The 16,354-nt window shown below is 63.6% G+C and carries 12 protein-coding genes and 1 tRNA gene; 7 read left to right on the forward strand and 6 right to left on the reverse strand.

Translation table 11 applies throughout. From position 1 onward, the window contains the following. Positions 1–413: 413 nt before the first annotated feature. Both EN850_RS32165 and EN850_RS32170 read left to right on the forward strand, forming a co-directional pair. Complete coding sequence (locus EN850_RS32165; RefSeq protein ID WP_136092893.1) at positions 414–1,304, forward strand: CoA ester lyase; 891 nt, start codon at positions 414–416, stop codon at positions 1,302–1,304. A gap of 37 nt (positions 1,305–1,341) precedes the next feature. Beyond that, on the forward strand, positions 1,342–1,548 hold the full coding sequence (locus EN850_RS32170) for a DUF1737 domain-containing protein (RefSeq protein WP_027145959.1): 207 nt from the start codon (positions 1,342–1,344) through the stop codon (positions 1,546–1,548). Positions 1,549–1,641: 93 nt separating this feature from the next. Here the strand turns inward: EN850_RS32170 and EN850_RS32175 are convergent, their stop codons facing one another. Continuing rightward, positions 1,642–2,064, reverse strand: a complete 423-nt coding sequence (locus EN850_RS32175; protein ID WP_127280999.1) for a metallopeptidase family protein — start codon at positions 2,062–2,064, stop codon at positions 1,642–1,644. 177 nt (positions 2,065–2,241) lie between these two features. On the opposite strand from EN850_RS32175, the gene EN850_RS37470 reads away from it, so the two are divergent. The 3 genes from EN850_RS37470 to EN850_RS32190 are packed head-to-tail and all read left to right on the forward strand — an operon-like array spanning position 2,242 to position 8,040. After that, positions 2,242–3,273, forward strand: a complete 1,032-nt coding sequence (locus EN850_RS37470; protein ID WP_135883925.1) for a hypothetical protein — start codon at positions 2,242–2,244, stop codon at positions 3,271–3,273. Further along, complete coding sequence (locus tag EN850_RS32185; protein ID WP_136092894.1) at positions 3,215–4,693, forward strand: DUF6504 family protein; 1,479 nt, start codon at positions 3,215–3,217, stop codon at positions 4,691–4,693. Before EN850_RS37470 ends, EN850_RS32185 begins: the two co-directional genes overlap by 59 nt. Then, a complete protein-coding gene (locus tag EN850_RS32190; protein WP_136092895.1) occupies positions 4,690–8,040 on the forward strand; it encodes an error-prone DNA polymerase in 3,351 nt (1,116 codons plus the stop codon). Before EN850_RS32185 ends, EN850_RS32190 begins: the two co-directional genes overlap by 4 nt. A gap of 235 nt (positions 8,041–8,275) precedes the next feature. On the opposite strand, the gene EN850_RS32195 is transcribed toward EN850_RS32190, so the two are convergent. The 4 genes from EN850_RS32195 to EN850_RS32210 form a co-directional block, all read right to left on the reverse strand. Next, positions 8,276–8,518 carry a Trm112 family protein gene (locus tag EN850_RS32195; RefSeq protein ID WP_127872755.1) on the reverse strand — a complete coding sequence of 81 codons (243 nt, stop codon included), beginning with the start codon at positions 8,516–8,518 and terminating at the stop codon, positions 8,276–8,278. Between the two features lie 168 nt (positions 8,519–8,686). Beyond that, positions 8,687–9,358 carry an LON peptidase substrate-binding domain-containing protein gene (locus tag EN850_RS32200; protein WP_127281055.1) on the reverse strand — a complete coding sequence of 224 codons (672 nt, stop codon included), beginning with the start codon at positions 9,356–9,358 and terminating at the stop codon, positions 8,687–8,689. Positions 9,359–9,465: 107 nt separating this feature from the next. Beyond that, positions 9,466–10,473 (reverse strand): thioredoxin, encoded by a 1,008-nt coding sequence (gene trxA / locus EN850_RS32205; RefSeq protein ID WP_136092896.1) that lies wholly within the window; start codon positions 10,471–10,473, stop codon positions 9,466–9,468. A gap of 84 nt (positions 10,474–10,557) precedes the next feature. Beyond that, positions 10,558–11,055, reverse strand: a complete 498-nt coding sequence (locus EN850_RS32210) for a prolyl-tRNA synthetase associated domain-containing protein (RefSeq protein ID WP_127281199.1) — start codon at positions 11,053–11,055, stop codon at positions 10,558–10,560. A gap of 317 nt (positions 11,056–11,372) precedes the next feature. On the opposite strand from EN850_RS32210, the gene EN850_RS32215 reads away from it, so the two are divergent. Beyond that, a tRNA-Gly gene (locus EN850_RS32215) sits at positions 11,373–11,447 on the forward strand. Positions 11,448–11,929: 482 nt separating this feature from the next. Here the strand turns inward: EN850_RS32215 and EN850_RS32220 are convergent. Then, complete coding sequence (locus tag EN850_RS32220; protein WP_136092897.1) at positions 11,930–13,459, reverse strand: lytic transglycosylase F; 1,530 nt, start codon at positions 13,457–13,459, stop codon at positions 11,930–11,932. Positions 13,460–14,347: 888 nt separating this feature from the next. Here EN850_RS32220 and EN850_RS32230 point away from each other — a divergent pair. After that, positions 14,348–16,225 (forward strand): adenylate/guanylate cyclase domain-containing protein, encoded by a 1,878-nt coding sequence (locus EN850_RS32230; protein WP_136092898.1) that lies wholly within the window; start codon positions 14,348–14,350, stop codon positions 16,223–16,225. Positions 16,226–16,354: the final 129 nt, after the last annotated feature.

Consider the following 16,354-nt stretch of genomic DNA (forward strand, 5'->3'; position numbering starts at 1 on the left):
GCTCTCCCGCGGCTGTAACCTCAGGTGGTACGGGCGACTTCGCCAAGCCAAGGTCCGGGCGGCCGCCCGGACCTTGGCTCAATCGCTTCAATCCCACGAAATCTCTCTCGTGTAGATACAAGGTGGCTCGGCGAAGCCGAGACGGAGTGGGGGAACCACCTGGCAACCGCCGCAAACGGACATAGGAAAGGGCACCGGGCGCAAGCATCGCATCGCCTTGCGCCCAAAGGTCGACCCCCACTCCGTCGAGCTTCGCTCGACACCTCTCCCCCGATCGACGGGGGAGAGGAAAGGCGCCCTTCGGCAACGGCTGCGGAGGACAGGCAAGGGACGGCGCAAGCTTTCGCGGTTGGCTCGTATCAGGTATCGGTCGGACGCTTGCCTCGCCCGACCGCAACCGGCATAGATCGGACATGGAAACCTACCGTCCGCGCCGCTCAGTGCTCTATATCCCGGCCTCCAACGACAAGGCGTTGGCCAAGATCGCGCAGCTTGCCTGCGACGCCGTCATCATCGACCTCGAGGACGCCGTCGCCCCCGCCGACAAGATCGCCGCGCGCGAAAAACTGGCCGGCATTTTCGCCAATCGCCCTGGTGCCGACCACAATGGCCGGCGCTGCGAGATGGTGGTGCGTGTCAATGCGTTGTCCAGCGAATGGGGCGCCGACGACCTTGCCGCCGTGGCCAAGGCGGAACCGGACGGCATCCTGCTGCCCAAGGTCGACACGCCGCGCGACGTGCTCGAGGTCGGCGATGTGCTGGACGACAATTTTGCCCCCGACAGCGTGAAGCTATGGGCGATGATCGAGACGCCCAAGGCCATGCTCAACATCGGCGCCATCGCCGAACTCGGCCGCGACCCCGCCTCGCGGCTGGATTGTTTCATTGCCGGAACGAATGATCTGATCAAGGATACCGGCGTCCAGGCGACGCCCGACCGCGCCTATCTCCTGCCATGGCTGATGCAGATGCTGCTGGCGGCGCGCGCCGGCGGCCTCGACATGCTCGATGGAGTGTTCAACGATTTTCGCGACCCGGACGCGTTTGCCCGAGAATGCACGCAGGCCGCCGCCATGGGCTTTGACGGCAAGACGCTGATCCATCCATCGCAGATCGAAGCCGCCAACCGCGCCTTCGCCCCGTCGGCGCAGGCGCTGGCCGAGGCGCGCGCGGTGAAGGATGCCTTCGGGGAGGCGCAAAACAGCGGCAAGGGCGTCATCGCGCTGAATGGCAGGATGGTCGAGCGGCTGCACCTGGCGCAGGCCGAAAAACTGCTGGCGAAGGCGGCCGCCATCGGCGCATGATATTCGCCGACTTGGGATACATGACAGGAATTGGACGATGAAACTCTACCGCTTTCTCACTGCCCCGGACGACGCCAGCTTCTGCCACAAGGTGACGGCGGCGCTGAACAAGGGCTGGCACCTGTTCGGCTCGCCGACCTATGCCTATGACAAGAAAGCCAAGACCATGCGCTGCGGCCAGGCCGTGGTGAAGGATGTCGACGGCCAGGAATACGGGCCGGATACCAAGCTCAGCGACTGGTAGGGGAAAGCGCCGCGGCCCTCTCTCTTCGTCATCCTAGGGCGAAGCAAGGAGCGAAGCGACGCGGCGCAGACCCTAGGATGACGAAGGCACAGCCTATTCAGCAGCCTCTTCGATTTTCTCCATATCATCGTCCGACAGGCCGAAATGGTGGCCGATCTCGTGGATCAGCACGTGGGTGACGATGTCGCCCAGCGATTCCTCGTTCTCGGCCCAGTAGTCGAGCATGGCGCGGCGATAGAGCGTGATGCGGTTGGGGCCTTCCCCGGTTTGCGGGTTCCAGCGTTCGGCGATGCCGCGCCCCTCGAACAGGCCGAGCAGGTCGAACGGCGTCTCCAACGACAAATCGTCCATGATCTCGTCGGTCGGGAATTCGGCGATCTGGATGACGATCTCGCCGGTCAGCTTGCGAAAATCCTCCGGCAGATGGGCGTAGGCCTCCAGGGCCAGGAACTCCAATTCTTCCATCGAGGGCGCAAGTTCGCCATGCCAGGTGCGGGTCTTGTAGATGCGGGCCATGCTTTGTCCTTTAATCCCGGCATATAGGTGTTCGCACCGGTCGAGGCAAATGACGCCTATACGCCGGCGTCGCGCCGGGAGAGGAATAAATTCCTTATGACTCTGCTTGACTCTTCCAGCGCCCTCTGGAATCAATAGGAACATAACAGGAACAATTGTGAGTGGAAGCTGACCGTCATGGCGATGACCGCCGTGGCGCGGGAGACTGTTTTTGCCCTGCGCCGCCAGATCGCGAAGATCGAGGGAACGCTGCCCGAGCGCCTGCAGGCGCCGGCGGCGGCGCCCCTTGATGCCGGCACCGGCACTGGCAACGATCTGACGATTGTCCGGCGCGGGCTTGCCGCGGCCTTGCCGGATGCCTTCCTGCCCATCGGCGTCGAGCGGCTCGATGCCGCGCTCGGCGGCGGCCTGCCGAAAGCCGCCCTGACCGAAATCCATGGCCTGGAAACCCGCGATGCGGGAGCCGTGGCCGGCTTCGCCCTGTCGCTCGTCAGCCTGATCCTCAACCAGGCGCAGGGGCTGCCCATCTTATGGATCGGGACATCGGAAATTTTCCACGAGGCCGGCTTTCCCTACGCCAGGGGGCTGCATGCCGCCTTCGGCATCGAGCCCGGGCAATTGCTGTTTTCCGAGGCGCCCAGGCTTGTCGATGCGCTGTGGATCGCCGAGGAGGCGGCACGCATGACGGCGCTTGCCGCCGTCATTCTGGAAATCCGCGGCAATCCGCAGCGGCTGGACCTGACCGCGACACGCCGCCTGCATGCGCGGGCGCAAGGTGCCGGCCGGCCGGTGTTCCTGCTGCGGCAGGCGGCCGAGCCGGAACCGACGGCGGCGCCTATCCGCCTCATCGCCGCGTCGGCGCCGGCCGTGCCGCGCGCCACGGTCGCCGGGCCGCTCGCCGGTTCGATCGGCCACCCTGCCTTCACCATCAGCATCGGCAAGAGCCGCACGGCCTTGCCTGGACAATTCATACTGGAGTGGAACCCCGATGAACGCGTATTCGACGAAAGAAGGGGCGAGGAAGAGCGGGCAGAGAATCCTGTCCCTGTGGTTTCCCTATCTGGCGGCCGAAAGGATCCTGCGGCAGCGTCTGGGGAAATCCTGGCGTTCCCGACCCTCGGATCATCCGTCGCCATCTCACCCACCGCTCGTGATCAGCCACCGCCAGGGCAACGCGCAGCGCATCTCAGCCCTCGACGAGCGGGCTGAGGCGCTGCACCTGAAGCGCGACATGGGGATTGCCGATGCGCGCGCCATGCATCCGTCGATCGACATCGTCGAAGCCGATCCGGAGGCCGACCGGCGCCTGCTCGAGGGCCTTGCCGACTGGTGCGACCGCTACACGCCGCTGGTGGCGCTGGACAGCATCGACGGCCTGTTCCTCGACGTCACCGGCTGCACCCATCTGTTCGGCGGCGAACGCGCCATGCTCGACGAAATCCTGTCGCGCTTCTTGCATCAGGGTTTCGACGTCCGCCCCGGGCTTGCCGGCACGCCCGGGGCGGCCTGGGCGGCGGCACGCTTTTGCGGCGACCGCATCGTTCTATCGGGCGAGGAGGAAGCCTTGCTTGCTCCCTTGCCGCTGGCCGCCCTTCGCATAGCGCCGGAAACCCGTGCCAGCCTGGAAAGCGTCGGGCTGCGCACGGCGGGCGCCGTCATGGCCGCGCCGCGCGCGCCGCTTGCCCGCCGCTTCGGCGCCTTGCTGCTCCAGCGCCTCGACCAGGCGCTTGGCCGTCTCGACGAAGCGATCTCGCCGCGCCTTCCCGTCGCGCCGCTTTCAGTCGAACGCCATCTCGCCGAACCCGTCACGCTGACGGAGGAGATAGAGCGGCTGGTGGGCATGCTGGCGACGACCTTGAAGACCGACCTCGAACGCCGCGGCGAAGGCGCCCGGACGCTGGCGCTGCTGCTCTTTCGCGTCGACGGCGCCGTCAGCCGCATCGCGCTCGGCACCTCGCGGCCGATGCGCGAACCCTTGCTGATCCGGAAATTGTTCCATGAAAGACTGGCAGCACTCGAGCAGCATATCGATGCCGGCTATGGCTTCGACCTGGTGCGCCTCTCGGTGCTGGCTGTCGCCGCTTTCGACACGCAGCAGACCGATCTGACCGGTGAAGCGGCCGACGACGGTGCCGACATAGCCCTGTTCGCCGACCGCATCCGCGCCCGCCTCGGCGAGAGCGCGGTTCTCCAGCCTGTCCCTGTGGAAAGCCATCTGCCCGAACGCGCCGTCGCCATCGTCCCCTTCAGCGAGGCGCCGCGCCGGACCACGCCGCCGAAGAAGCCGGACAGGATGCCGGCGCCGATGACCATCTTCCCGCCGGAACGCCCAATCCGGCTGTTCCGCGCGCCCGAGCCCATCGATGTGCCGGCCACCGAAATGCCGGAGGGACCGCCGCTGCATTTTCGTTGGCGCCGCGCGCTCTACCGCGTCACCCGTGCCGAGGGTCCGGAACGCATCGCCGCCGAATGGTGGCGCGAGGCGCCGGGCGATCCGGCGGCATCGACACGCGACTATTTCCGCATCGAGGATGCCGATGGCCGCCGCTACTGGCTCTACCGGCAAGGCCTTTACGGCGGCGCCTCGCAGATCCCGCCGCGCTGGTTCATGCACGGGGTCTTCGCATGAACGCGCTGACCGTCATTCCCTATGCCGAGTTCGGCATCCAGTCGAATTTCTCCTTCCTGCGCGGCGCTTCCAAGCCGGAGGAACTGGTGGTCGCGGCCAAGCTCATGGGTTTCTCCGCGATCGGGCTCGCCGACCGCAACAGCGTGGCCGGCGTGGTGCGCGCCTGGCAGCAGGCCAAGGTCGAAAAGCTTGCCTATCATCCTGGCTGCCGGCTGGTTTTTGGCGACGGCACGCCGGACATTCTCGCCTATCCCAGGGACCGCACGGGCTGGGGGCATCTGTGCCGCATGCTCACCCAGGCCAATCTGCGCGACGAGACCGAAAAGGGCGCCACCTTGCTCCAGCGCGGCGACTTGCTCGAATGGGGGGACCGGATGTCGCTGGCGGTCTTGCCCGATCCGGCGCGGGACGCGCAGGACAGTCTGGCCTTGCTGCGGGAACTCGAGGGCCGGTTCGGCAGCGCCCTGCGGCTCGGCGTCTCGCCCTGTTATGCCGGCCATGACCGCTTCAGGATCGAGCAGGCGGCGGCGTTTGCCGAAAGCACCGGCATTCCGCTGATGGCGACCAACGACGTGCTCTACCACACGGCCGAACGCCGCCCCTTACAGGATGTGCTGACCGCGATCCGCCTCAATGTTCCGGTCGCCGAGGTAGGGCTGGAGCTGACCGCCAATGCCGAACGCCATCTGAAGCCGCCGCTGGAGATGGCGCGCCTGTTCCGCAGGCATCCGCGGGCGCTGGCGGAGACGCTGCGTTTCGGCGAAGAGCTGACCTTCTCGCTCGGCGACCTTCAGTACAATTATCCCGACGAGCCGACGGAATCGGGCCTCGGCCCGCAGGCGGAGCTGGAGCGCCTGGCCCGGGAGGGAGCGGCCCGGCGCTTTCCCGCTGGTGTCCCCTCCAGCGTCATAAAACGCATTCAGGAAGAACTCGCCCTGATCGAGCGGTTGAATTACGCCCGCTATTTCCTGACCGTCCATGACATCATCAAATTCGCCCGCGGCGAAGGCATTCTCTGCCAGGGCCGTGGTTCCGCCGCCAATTCGATCATCTGCTTTTGCATCGGCATCACCGAGGTGGGACCGGACAAGATCGACACGCTCTTCGAGCGCTTCATCTCGGAGGAACGCAACGAGCCACCGGATATCGATGTCGATTTCGAGCATGAGCGGCGCGAAGAGGTGATGCAGTACATCTATACGAAATACAGCTCCAAGCGCACGGCGCTCGCCGCCGCCGTCATCAGCTATCGCGGCCGTTCGGCGCTGCGCGAAGTGTCGAAGGCGATGGGCCTGTCGGAGGATGTCCGGGCGTCGCTTTCCGGCTCGATCTGGGGCTGGTCGACCTCGGAGCTCGGCGAGAAGGAAGCCAGGGCCGGCGGCCTCGACCGCAGCGATCCCATATCGCGGCATGTGATGGAACGCGCCAACGAGATCATGGGCTTCCCCCGCCATCTCTCCCAGCATGTCGGCGGCTTCGTCATCACCAGGGACCGGCTCGACGAAATCGTCCCCATCGTCAAGACGGCGATGGACGAGCGCAAGATGGTCGAATGGGACAAGGACGATCTCGACGCGGTGAAGATCCTCAAGGTGGATATACTGGCGCTCGGCATGCTGACCTGCCTCCAGCGCGCTTTCATCTTGCTCGAAACCCAATACGGCGTGAGAGACGACTATGGCAGGCCATTGACCCTGGATACGATCGCCAAGGAGGACCCTCGTGTCTACGACATGATCTGCCGCGCCGATACGCTCGGCGTCTTCCAGATCGAATCGCGCGCCCAGATGTCGATGCTGCCACGGCTGAAGCCGCGCGAATTCTACGATCTGGTCATCGAGGTGGCGATCGTGCGGCCAGGCCCGATCCAGGGCGATATGGTGCATCCCTATCTGCGCCGCCGCCAAGGCAAGGAAAAAGCCGAATATCCCAAGCCGGAGCTGGAAAAAATACTCGGCAAGACGCTGGGCGTGCCGCTGTTCCAGGAGCAGGCGATGAAGATCGCCATCGTCGCCGGCGGCTTCAGGCCGGGCGAGGCCGATGAACTGCGCCGCGCCATGGCCACCTTCAAGCGCACCGGCACCATCGGCAATTACCGCCAGCGCATGATCGACGGCATGACGGACCGAGGCTACGAAAAGGACTTCGCCGAGCGCTGCTTCAAGCAGATCGAGGGTTTCGGCGAATATGGCTTTCCCGAAAGCCACGCCGCCTCCTTCGCGCTGCTCGTCTATGCCTCCTGCTGGTTCAAGACCTTCTATCCCGACGTGTTCTGCGCCGCGATCCTGAACTCGCAGCCGATGGGGTTCTACCAGCCGGCGCAGCTGGTGCGCGACGCCCGCGACCATGGCGTCGACATCCGCGAGGTCGATGTCAATTTCTCCGTCTGGGACTGCACTTTGGAAAAGGCGCCTTTCGACCCGGCCCGCATCCTGCCGCGTCATGCCGGGATGCGCGGCGTCATCGAGACAAGCCATGCGCTGCGGCTCGGCTTCAGGCAAATCAAGGGACTTTCCAAGGGACGCATGGAGGCTTTCGTCGCCCGGCGCGGCGCCGGCTACTCGACCGTCCGGGATGTCTGGCTGCGCTCCGGCCTCAATGTCGACGAGATCGAGAAGCTGGCGCAGGCCGACGCCTTTCGGTCCATCGGCCTCGACCGCCGCGCGGCACTGTGGGAGGTCCGCGCGCTCGACGGCAAGAGCGCCGCCGAGAAGCTGCCGCTGTTCGACCAGCCGGCACTCAGCCTACGCGAGCTGGAGCCCGAGACGAGACTGCCGAAAATGCCGCTTGGCGAGCATGTCATCCACGATTACCGCTCGCTCGGCCTGTCGCTGAAGGCGCATCCGGTCGCCTTCCTGCGCGAGCGGCTCGACCGCGCCGGCGTCACCCCCAATGCCAACCTGCCTTCCGTGCGCGACGGCAGGCGGGTCTCCGTTGCCGGCCTGGTGCTGGTGCGCCAGCGCCCCGGCAAGGGCAACGCGATCTTTCTCACGCTGGAAGACGACAAGGCCGTCGCCAATATCATCTTCTGGGAAAGGACCTTCACCCGCTTCCGGCCCATCGTCATGGGTGCGCGCTTCGTCAAGGTCAGCGGAAAACTGCAGTCGGAATCAGGTGTCGTCCATATCGTCGCCGAGAAGATCGAGGATCTGACGCCCTGGCTGACCGTGCTGCTGGAAAAAGTGAGCGGGGCCGGGGCGCCGGGTGCCTCCTCTGCGGCCGCGAAGGCAGAGGCTCCTGATCGAGATAGCAGACCCGCGCCACGCAATGCGCCGGCCGGACAGGATCTCGCAACGCTGTCGGAAGAGGCGGAACGCGTCATGCCCAAGGGACGGAATTTTCAGTAAGCACGTGGGAACAAGCCGCGTGGACGCTCTACGGCGCCCCCCTCTGCCCTGCCGGGCATCTCCCCCACATGGGGGGAGATTAGCAGCGTCGCCGCCCCGCCTCCTCTGACAAAGTTGAAGGTTGGCGAAAGCCGAGGTAACAGCCAATCTCCCTCCTTGTGGGGGAGATGCCCGGCAGGGCAGAGGGGGGCGCTGGCCCGCCAGCCTCTCGCAACTCTACTATCAGCTAAGAACTCTAACTCGGCCCACCCAGCCTCGGCGGCGCCAGCACATCCTCGGCCGAGATGGTTCGCGCCTCGGAGGGCAGCATGATCGGTATGCCGTCGCGTACCGGATAGGCAAGCTTGGCGACCCGCGAGATCAGTTCGCCCCGCTCCGGATCCCAGGCTAGCGGCCCCTTGGTCAGCGGGCAGGCCAGGAGTTCCAGCAACTTGGGGTCGACATTGAAATTCTTTCCGTCACGCCCATCCGCCGCCATCGTGTCGCCTCCTGACCAACTATCGGAAGATGTGTTGAGATTCAGGTCAGGCCAAGTCGAAAATGGCGGCTTCCGAGAACCGGAGCGGAGCGCACTTTTCGCACGTGAGCCCCGGAAGCGCAGAAAGCCGCCATTTGCAGGCCCGCATCACCTGAATATCGGCACATCCTACTGCAGGCTCGAGCCAAAATCCTCATTCTCGCGCGCCAGCGTCATCTCGGTGATGGCGATCAGCGTCTCGGCACGCGTCTTCAGGTCCGCGGCTTCCAGCAACGCCTGCTTCTCGGCCGGTCCATAGGGCGCCATCATCGACAGCGCGTTGACCAGCATGGCGTTTTCGGCCCGGCTGACGCTTTCCCAGTCGGCTTCCAGATCGTTGGCCTGCAGATAGGCGCGAAAGGCCCGCAGCAACGCCGGCCGGTCGATTTCATCAGCCGCCTGCTCCTCGTCGAGATCGGCCAGGAAGGGTGCCGGTTTGCACTGGCGGAACGGCGTCTTGACCGTCAGCTCGTGGGCGATGCGGAACCGGCACACGCCCTGCAGCGAAATCAGGTAGCGACCGTCGCCGGTCTCTGAAAAGGCGATGATGCGACCTATGCAGCCGACATTGCAAAGCTCCGGCTCGCCATCCTCGCGCAATGCGCCATTGAGACCGGGCTGGATGATGCCGATGAGACGCGAGCCGGCGACCGCCTCGTCCACCATCTGCAGGTAGCGCGGCTCGAAGATGTTGAGCGGCATGCGGCCGCCCGGCAAAAGGAGCGCGCCCTCGAGCGGAAAGATCGGGATCGTCAACGGCAAATCCTTGGCGAGCCGGTAATGCGCGTTTCCCGCTTGCACCTCATTCCTCCGATCGCTTCCATGGCGAAGCGTCAACCCTGCCCTGTCCTATCTGGCGCTCAGGCCCGACGCCGCAAGCCTGTGCGACAAAACAACCGATAACCGGCTCAGGAAAACAGCAACGCCGACAATTTGCGGCGCGCGGCAAGCGTCGCCTCGTCGGTCATGCCCCAGGCCTCGAACAGTTGCAGCAACTGGGTCCTGGCGCCGTCCTCGTTCCAGGCGCGGTCGGCCTTGATGATGGCCAGCAGATTGTCGGCGGCCGCGATACGATCGCCCCTGGCGTTCTGGATCATGGCCAGATCGAAACGCGCCTGATGGTCCTTGGGATTTTCTGCAAGCCGGCGTTCGAATTCGGCCGGGTTGCCGAGTTCGGCCGCCTGCGCGGCAAGCGCCATCTTGGCGCGCAGGGCGGCGAGCGCCGGCGCGTCCTTCTTGGCCTCGGGCGCCGTTGCCAGCAACGCCTCGGCGCCTTCCGTGTCGCCGGCTTCGAACAGCAGCTCGCCCAGCCCGCCAATCGCCTCGACCGTCTCCGGCGCCTGCGCCAGGATGGCGTCATAAATGTCGGCGGCGGCCTGCATGTCGCCGGCGTCGCGCGCTTCCACGGCCGCCGCCAGGGCCTCGGCCACCGGCGGCGCGCCATTGCCCTGGCCGCCGACCTTGGTGATGAATTCGTTGATCTGGCTCTCGGGAATGGCGCCCATGAAGCCGTCGACCGGTTGGCCGTCCTTGAAGGCGATGACCGCCGGAATCGACTGGATGCCGAGCTGGCCGGCGATCGAGGGATGGTCGTCTATGTTCATCTTGACCAGCTTGACCTTGCCGCCGGCGGCCTTGACCGCCTTTTCCAGCTGCGGCGTGAGCTGCTTGCAAGGGCCGCACCACGGCGCCCAGAAATCGACCAGCACCGGCTGGCGGCGCGATTCCTGGATGACGTCGGCGGCGAAGGCGGCGGTCGTCGTGTCCTTGATGACATCGCCGGCGGGGGCGCCCGCGGGCGCATCGCCAAGCGCTGCCTTCGCCGGCGCCGTGGCCGTTCCGCCATACTGCACCGTGGTGGCATACTGGCCGCCATTGTTTCCGAATGATCCGCCAAACGGATTGTTGTCGCTCATCTCGTCACCCTTTCGGTCGCGCTGCCGGCCCGCGGCTCGGCGCCATGTCTCAATTGGAAATCGGCTTCGCCATCCATGTGGCGATCATGCCGAGACTTTCAAGATAGCAGCATCGTGCCCGGTTGCCTCGACGAATCTGATGAGATCGGCCGCCGCGATCGACGTCGTCGCCTCGTTGGTCAGCGGATGCGCGTTGATGACGGCATGCGCCATCAAATCCTTGTCGAGCACCAGCTTGACCCTGTTTTCCCTGTCATTGATGACGCCGAAGACGGTGACGGCGCCCGGCGTGACGCCCAAAAGCTCCATCAGCATTTCCGGCTTGCCGAAGGAAACCCGGCTGGCGGCGCCGATCGACTGATGGATCTGCTTGAGATCGACGACCGCGTCCTCGCCGACGGTGACCAGGAAGAAATTGTCCTTCTTGTCCTTCAGGAACAGGTTCTTGGTGTGTCCGCCGGCGATTTCGCCGCGCAGCGCCTGCGAATCGGCCACCGTATAGAGCGGCGGGTGGCGTTTCGTCGAAACGGCGATGCCCAGTTCGGCGAGAAAGGCGAAAAGCTCGGCTTCGGTCTTCGGCATTGGATTTCTTCTTCGGCTGGTTTGCGGCCATGCCGTTTATCGCATCGGCCACGGAATCGGAATCATTTTTGCGCAAGCCTGGTGCGCGCCGCCGCGAACGCCGGTTATTCCCATGCACGCGGCGATGGTGCGCGCCGCGACGAGGCGGCAATGGTCGGGCCGCCGCCCAACACGGCCCCCAGATCCGGCGAGAAGCCTTGTCACGGGCGGCTTGCCTGCATCATGGCGCCGGGCAGCAAAAAGCCTGTTATTTCCCTGTTGCAATCGCCGCGCTCTTCAGCCATATAGGCCCGGCTTGCGGCCAAGACGCCGTGTGAGCGGGTGTAGCTCAGGGGTAGAGCACAACCTTGCCAAGGTTGGGGTCGAGCGTTCGAATCGCTTCACCCGCTCCAGTTTCCTCAAGGGAATCAAGCATCGAAAAGCCGCGGTTCGCCGCGGCTTTTTCGTTTTCTGTGGCGGTTGAAGCGCAGCCACCTCAAGCCTGCGAAGGGCGGTGGCGCCGGCAAATCGGATGGGCCTGGGCTTCCGCCCGCATGAGCCGATGCAGCGGCAGGGCGTCCATGTCGCGGAGCTCCATCCAGCATCAGGAGCCTGCCGTCCCGGGAGGCCGGGTCATGGTCGAGCTGATCAACGTGGCGGCCAGACGAGCTCACGCGGCAATGGATCGCGTTGGTATTGGCTATCGCTGCCGTGAGCGTCGCTCTCTTCAAAAATGACCGACCGGTGACAGGCCGTCAAACTATTCATCGGTGGCGGCGCAAGTCGCGGCCTCGTCGCCCCAGTCAGTTCATGGCCTGCAGATGCCGGTAGGAACGGTCGGTCAGCTCTTGCATATCCATATCATTGAGCCAGCCATGCCGAAATACGAGCTGATTTACTCTGACTGCGCCTTGTTCACGCCACGCCGCGCTTTCTGCTCCTCGAGCAGCGTATAAGCCACAAAATATTTGTAGATATTTCCGACATACTGAACCGTTTCGCGCCCAACCACCTTCGCGGCGCCGTTCTCCACATTGCCGAACCATAGATCGGGGTTGAGGCCCATCGTCTTCGCGGCATTGCGAAATTTGCGCAAGTTGCCGGGCCCGGCATTGTAGGCGGCAAGCGTCAACAGCGCCCTGTTGACTGGGTCGAGTTCGGCATCGTTCACATAGGTTGCCGACAAATAACGCATGTATTTTGCGCCCGCTTCTATATTGCGATCCGAGCTTTCCGCTATGCCGCTGATGCCTATCGCCTTATCGGCAGCAGTCGACGGCAACATTTGCATGATGCCGACGGCGCCCCGAGAGCTGCGTTCGCTCTGGTCGAGACGCGATTCCTGGTATCCCTGCGCGGCCAGCAGCAACGCATTGAGTTTGTAGGCAGCGCTATATTTCTCGAAGGCGTCGCGCAGAGCCTGGAATTTATCGACCTCGGACTGCTCGTAGGCGGAACGCACCATCTTGTCATCCTGGTAGTAGCGCTTCTTCAAAATGTTGCCGAAGGTCGTCCCGACCTTGTATTGCTTGACGAAAGCGTTGAGCCTTTTCATCAGTTCCGGGCTGTTCTTGCGGACCGCCCAGGCGATTTCCCCGTCCTGCGCTATCGCAATGTCATCGTGCAGTTCGATGTTATCGAAGACCCTGAACCAGATCCGCGCCTTGTGGCCGTCGACCACGCACCAGGGCAGCAGGCCGGCATTGACCATCTCCAAAAGATCCTCATCCTCGAGATTTTCGTCGATCGGCGCGATGCCGATCTCGGCTTGGCCCGCCGCGCGCCGGTCGCTGTTGAGCTTTTGCAGATGCTCGAAATAGCTGCTGCTCGCGCGAACGCGGATTTCCTTGCCGCCGAGATCGTCGATGGCGGCGATTTTCGGCGCGGCCGGGCCGGTGACCAGGATTTCTTTCACGCCGCTCGCCAGGGGATCCGTGAAGTCGACGATCTGCTGCCGTGATGGGGTAATCGTCAGATTTGCCGCGACAATGTCTCCGCGCCCTTCGATGAGCGCGGGAAGCAGCCGGTCCCGGGCCACCGGCACGAAGGCCACACGAATTTTTTCGATTTCCTTTTTCTTGTTCTTGTTGATCTGCCGCTCAAGCGCCTGGCCAAACTCGACCGCCGTGCCAAGTTGCTCACCACGGTCGATGAAGTAGATCGTCTTGCTGTAAGGGACCAGGATTCGGATAAGACGTCTCTTTTCCATTCCGCCGTAGTCGCCGGTCCAGGCGTCAAATCCGGGGCGCAAAGCGGCCTCTTTGGACTGTGAGAGATTGGGGAAAAGCAGCGAGGCCAGGGCAAGCACGATGAGGGCCGGCACGATGCGCGCTACGGCCCTCCGGAAGATCAAAGCCGCGCCACGGCTGTTTCGCCTTGTCACCAGAAGGAAGAACTGAAAAGTATCGAGTATCAAGTCGGCCATTATCATCCCGGTTCACCCCTCTGCTTCGCCGAGCCATCAGATCATGGATCGAACGTCATCCTGAGCCAACTGTTGCTGGAGTATGGTATTCGAGTTTTCTTGTGCACGACAAAAGCCCGCATCTTGGCCAAGTCGAGCCAGGTGGCGGAAACTCGGCCAGGAACATGTGTTCTCCATTGAGGCATGCTCATTGGAAGCGATCGGCCATTTGCCACGGAACAAAGAAACGCCAGCCCGCCAACCGGCGCGATCCACGCGCAATGAAGTTGACATTGCCCCCAGCCTCCACGACCCTTGCACCGGCGTACCCACCGATGCCACCCGCTCCTTCATTGCGATCCGCATGGCGGTGCCTGGTCGCCAGCTTGCGGTTCGCTGCCCTAAATAGCAGTTTTGGCGTTGCTGCGCCACGCCCAAGGGCGGCCCGCAAGACCGTCGCGGCGATGGAACTGCTTTCGGACAAGATCATGCTGCAGCAAGAACTGGATCACGACGACGTTTCGACAGTCACACTGACCTGAAGGCATGAAAGCCGCCGCATGTAGGGGGAATTGCGGCGAAAACAACCAGTTGATGCATGTCGCCCGGAAGTGTCCTCGTTCCGGAACCACGACATGGACAAATCAGAACCTTGAGGCAAGATGGCGATGGAGCAGGCCGAGCGCGCCGGTTTTGCGCAGGTCGGGGAACGATGTTCTGGGTCACTCCCCGTTCGTTGCTATCCCGTGAACGACGTCGACCGTACGGCCGGACCGCTTGGATTGCGACTGGCGCCGCGCCACCCGGTCGGCGACCGCGAGCGACCGTTTCAGCGACGTTGGCGCCGAGGAGGTAAATCAGTTAAAACTAAATCAGGCGGAATTATTGTCCGCGATTTCAGGAGACGACATGTCCGAGGAGCATGTTGAGCGTCGGCTGGCGGCGATCCTGGCGGCTGATGTGGTCGGCTATAGCCGTCTTATGGAGGCCGACGAGGAGCACACGCTCAATCTCCTTCGGCAGCATCGACGGGAGTTCTTCGATCCGACCGTCACCAAGCACGGTGGGCGCATCTTTAAAGTGATGGGTGACGGCTTCCTGGTGGAGTTCGGCAGCGTAATCAATGCGGCGCGCTGCGCGGTCGAGATCCAACGCGGCATGTCCGAGCGGAATGTCGGCATCCCCGAGGCCCGGCATTTCAAGTTCCGCATTGGCATCAACCTTGGCGACATCATCGTCGACGGTGATGATTTCCATGGCGACGGCGTCAATCTTGCGGTGCGGCTGCAGGGGCTCGCAATACCCGGCGGCATCGCCTGCTCGGAAGTGGTGCGCCATGAGGTCGGCAACAAGCTGGGCGTCGACTTCGCCGATCAGGGCGCCAGGACCGTCAAGAACATTGCTCAGCCGGTGCACGTCTATTTCGCCAACTGGGACCAGGGCGTTTCGCAAGTCGAGACGCATATTGCAGCCAGGAGCGTCCAGACACTGGTGCGGTCCGACAAGCCGTCGGTGGCGATCCTGCCCTTCGCCAATCTGAGCAATGATCCCGACCAGCAGTATTTCAGCGACGGCATCACTGAAGATATCATAACCGACCTCTCGAACGTCTCCGGCCTGTTCGTGCTCAGCCGCAATACGGTGTTCGCCTTCAAGGGCAGGACCGACAAGATGGAACGCATCGCCAGGGAACTTGGCGTCGGCTACATTGTCGAGGGCAGCGTCCGCAAGGCGGGAAACCGGGTCAGGATCAATGCCGAGCTGATCGAGGGCGCCACGGACGGACACGTCTGGGCTGCCCGCTTCGACCGCGACCTCACCGACATCTTCGCCGTGCAGGACGAGATCGCCAAGGCGGTCGTGGCGCAGCTCAGGGTCAGGCTCCTGCCCGAAGAGAAGAAGGCTATCGAGCTGGCGCCGACGGACAGTGTCGAAGCCTATACGCATTATCTTCGAGGCCGCGATTACAGCCACATCGCGACCAGAGCGAACCACCTGATGGCCAGACAAAGCTACATCAGGGCCATCGAGCTTGATCCGGGATATGCCCGCGCTTATGCAGGCTTGGCGGTCTGCGACGTACGCCTTCAGTCGATCTACGGCTCTTCGATCCAGGTGGACGACATTCTCGCGACCGCCGACAAGACCCTGGCTCTGGACCCGAATCTGGCCGAGGCGCATTCAGCCAGGGGCTTTGCCCTGTCCCTCGCCGACCGCCGCTCCGAGGCCGCGGCGGCGTTCGAACAGGCCCTCACGCTCGACCCCAACTGCCACGAGGCCAACCGCTACTATGCCGAGTTCTGCGTGACCGGCGGCCAGTTCGAGCTCGCCGCGACGTACTTCCTGCGCGCGATGGAGATTAAACCGACCGACTACGGCGCACCGGTCATGCTGGTGAACGTCTTCCGCACTCTCGGCCAACAGAACGACGCGGAGCTTTATGCGCGGATCGCATTGGAGAGAGCCGAAGAGGAACTCCGTCTGCATCCGGAGAACGCCAATTGTGCCTGCCTGGGGGCGATCGTGCTGGCCTTCCTCGGTGAACGCGACAGGGCCGCGAAGTGGCTTGGCCGGTCTCTGGAAATCGACCCTATCGATATCAACGTCCAATACAACGCCGCTTGTACCTATGCGTTGCTGGGGGAATTCGAACGCTCGATCGACCTTTTGGAAGTCTGGCTACCGCAGGCTGGCGCCGAGATGAGACTCTGGTTCAAGAACGATTCCGATTTCGCCTCTGTTCGCAGTCATCCCCGCTACCAGAAGTTGCTCGAGCTCCTGCAGTAGCGCATTGTTCTTGAGGCAATTTTATTGCCGACAATCGAACCGTCCGTCACGAAGAATTAACCCGACAAACCAACGCCCTCGCCACCTCACGGTTATTATGGTATGTTACTAATATAACCGAGAGGTGGG

Source organism: Mesorhizobium sp. M8A.F.Ca.ET.207.01.1.1 (genome assembly GCF_004794715.1).
Classification (GTDB): Bacteria; Pseudomonadota; Alphaproteobacteria; order Rhizobiales; family Rhizobiaceae; genus Mesorhizobium.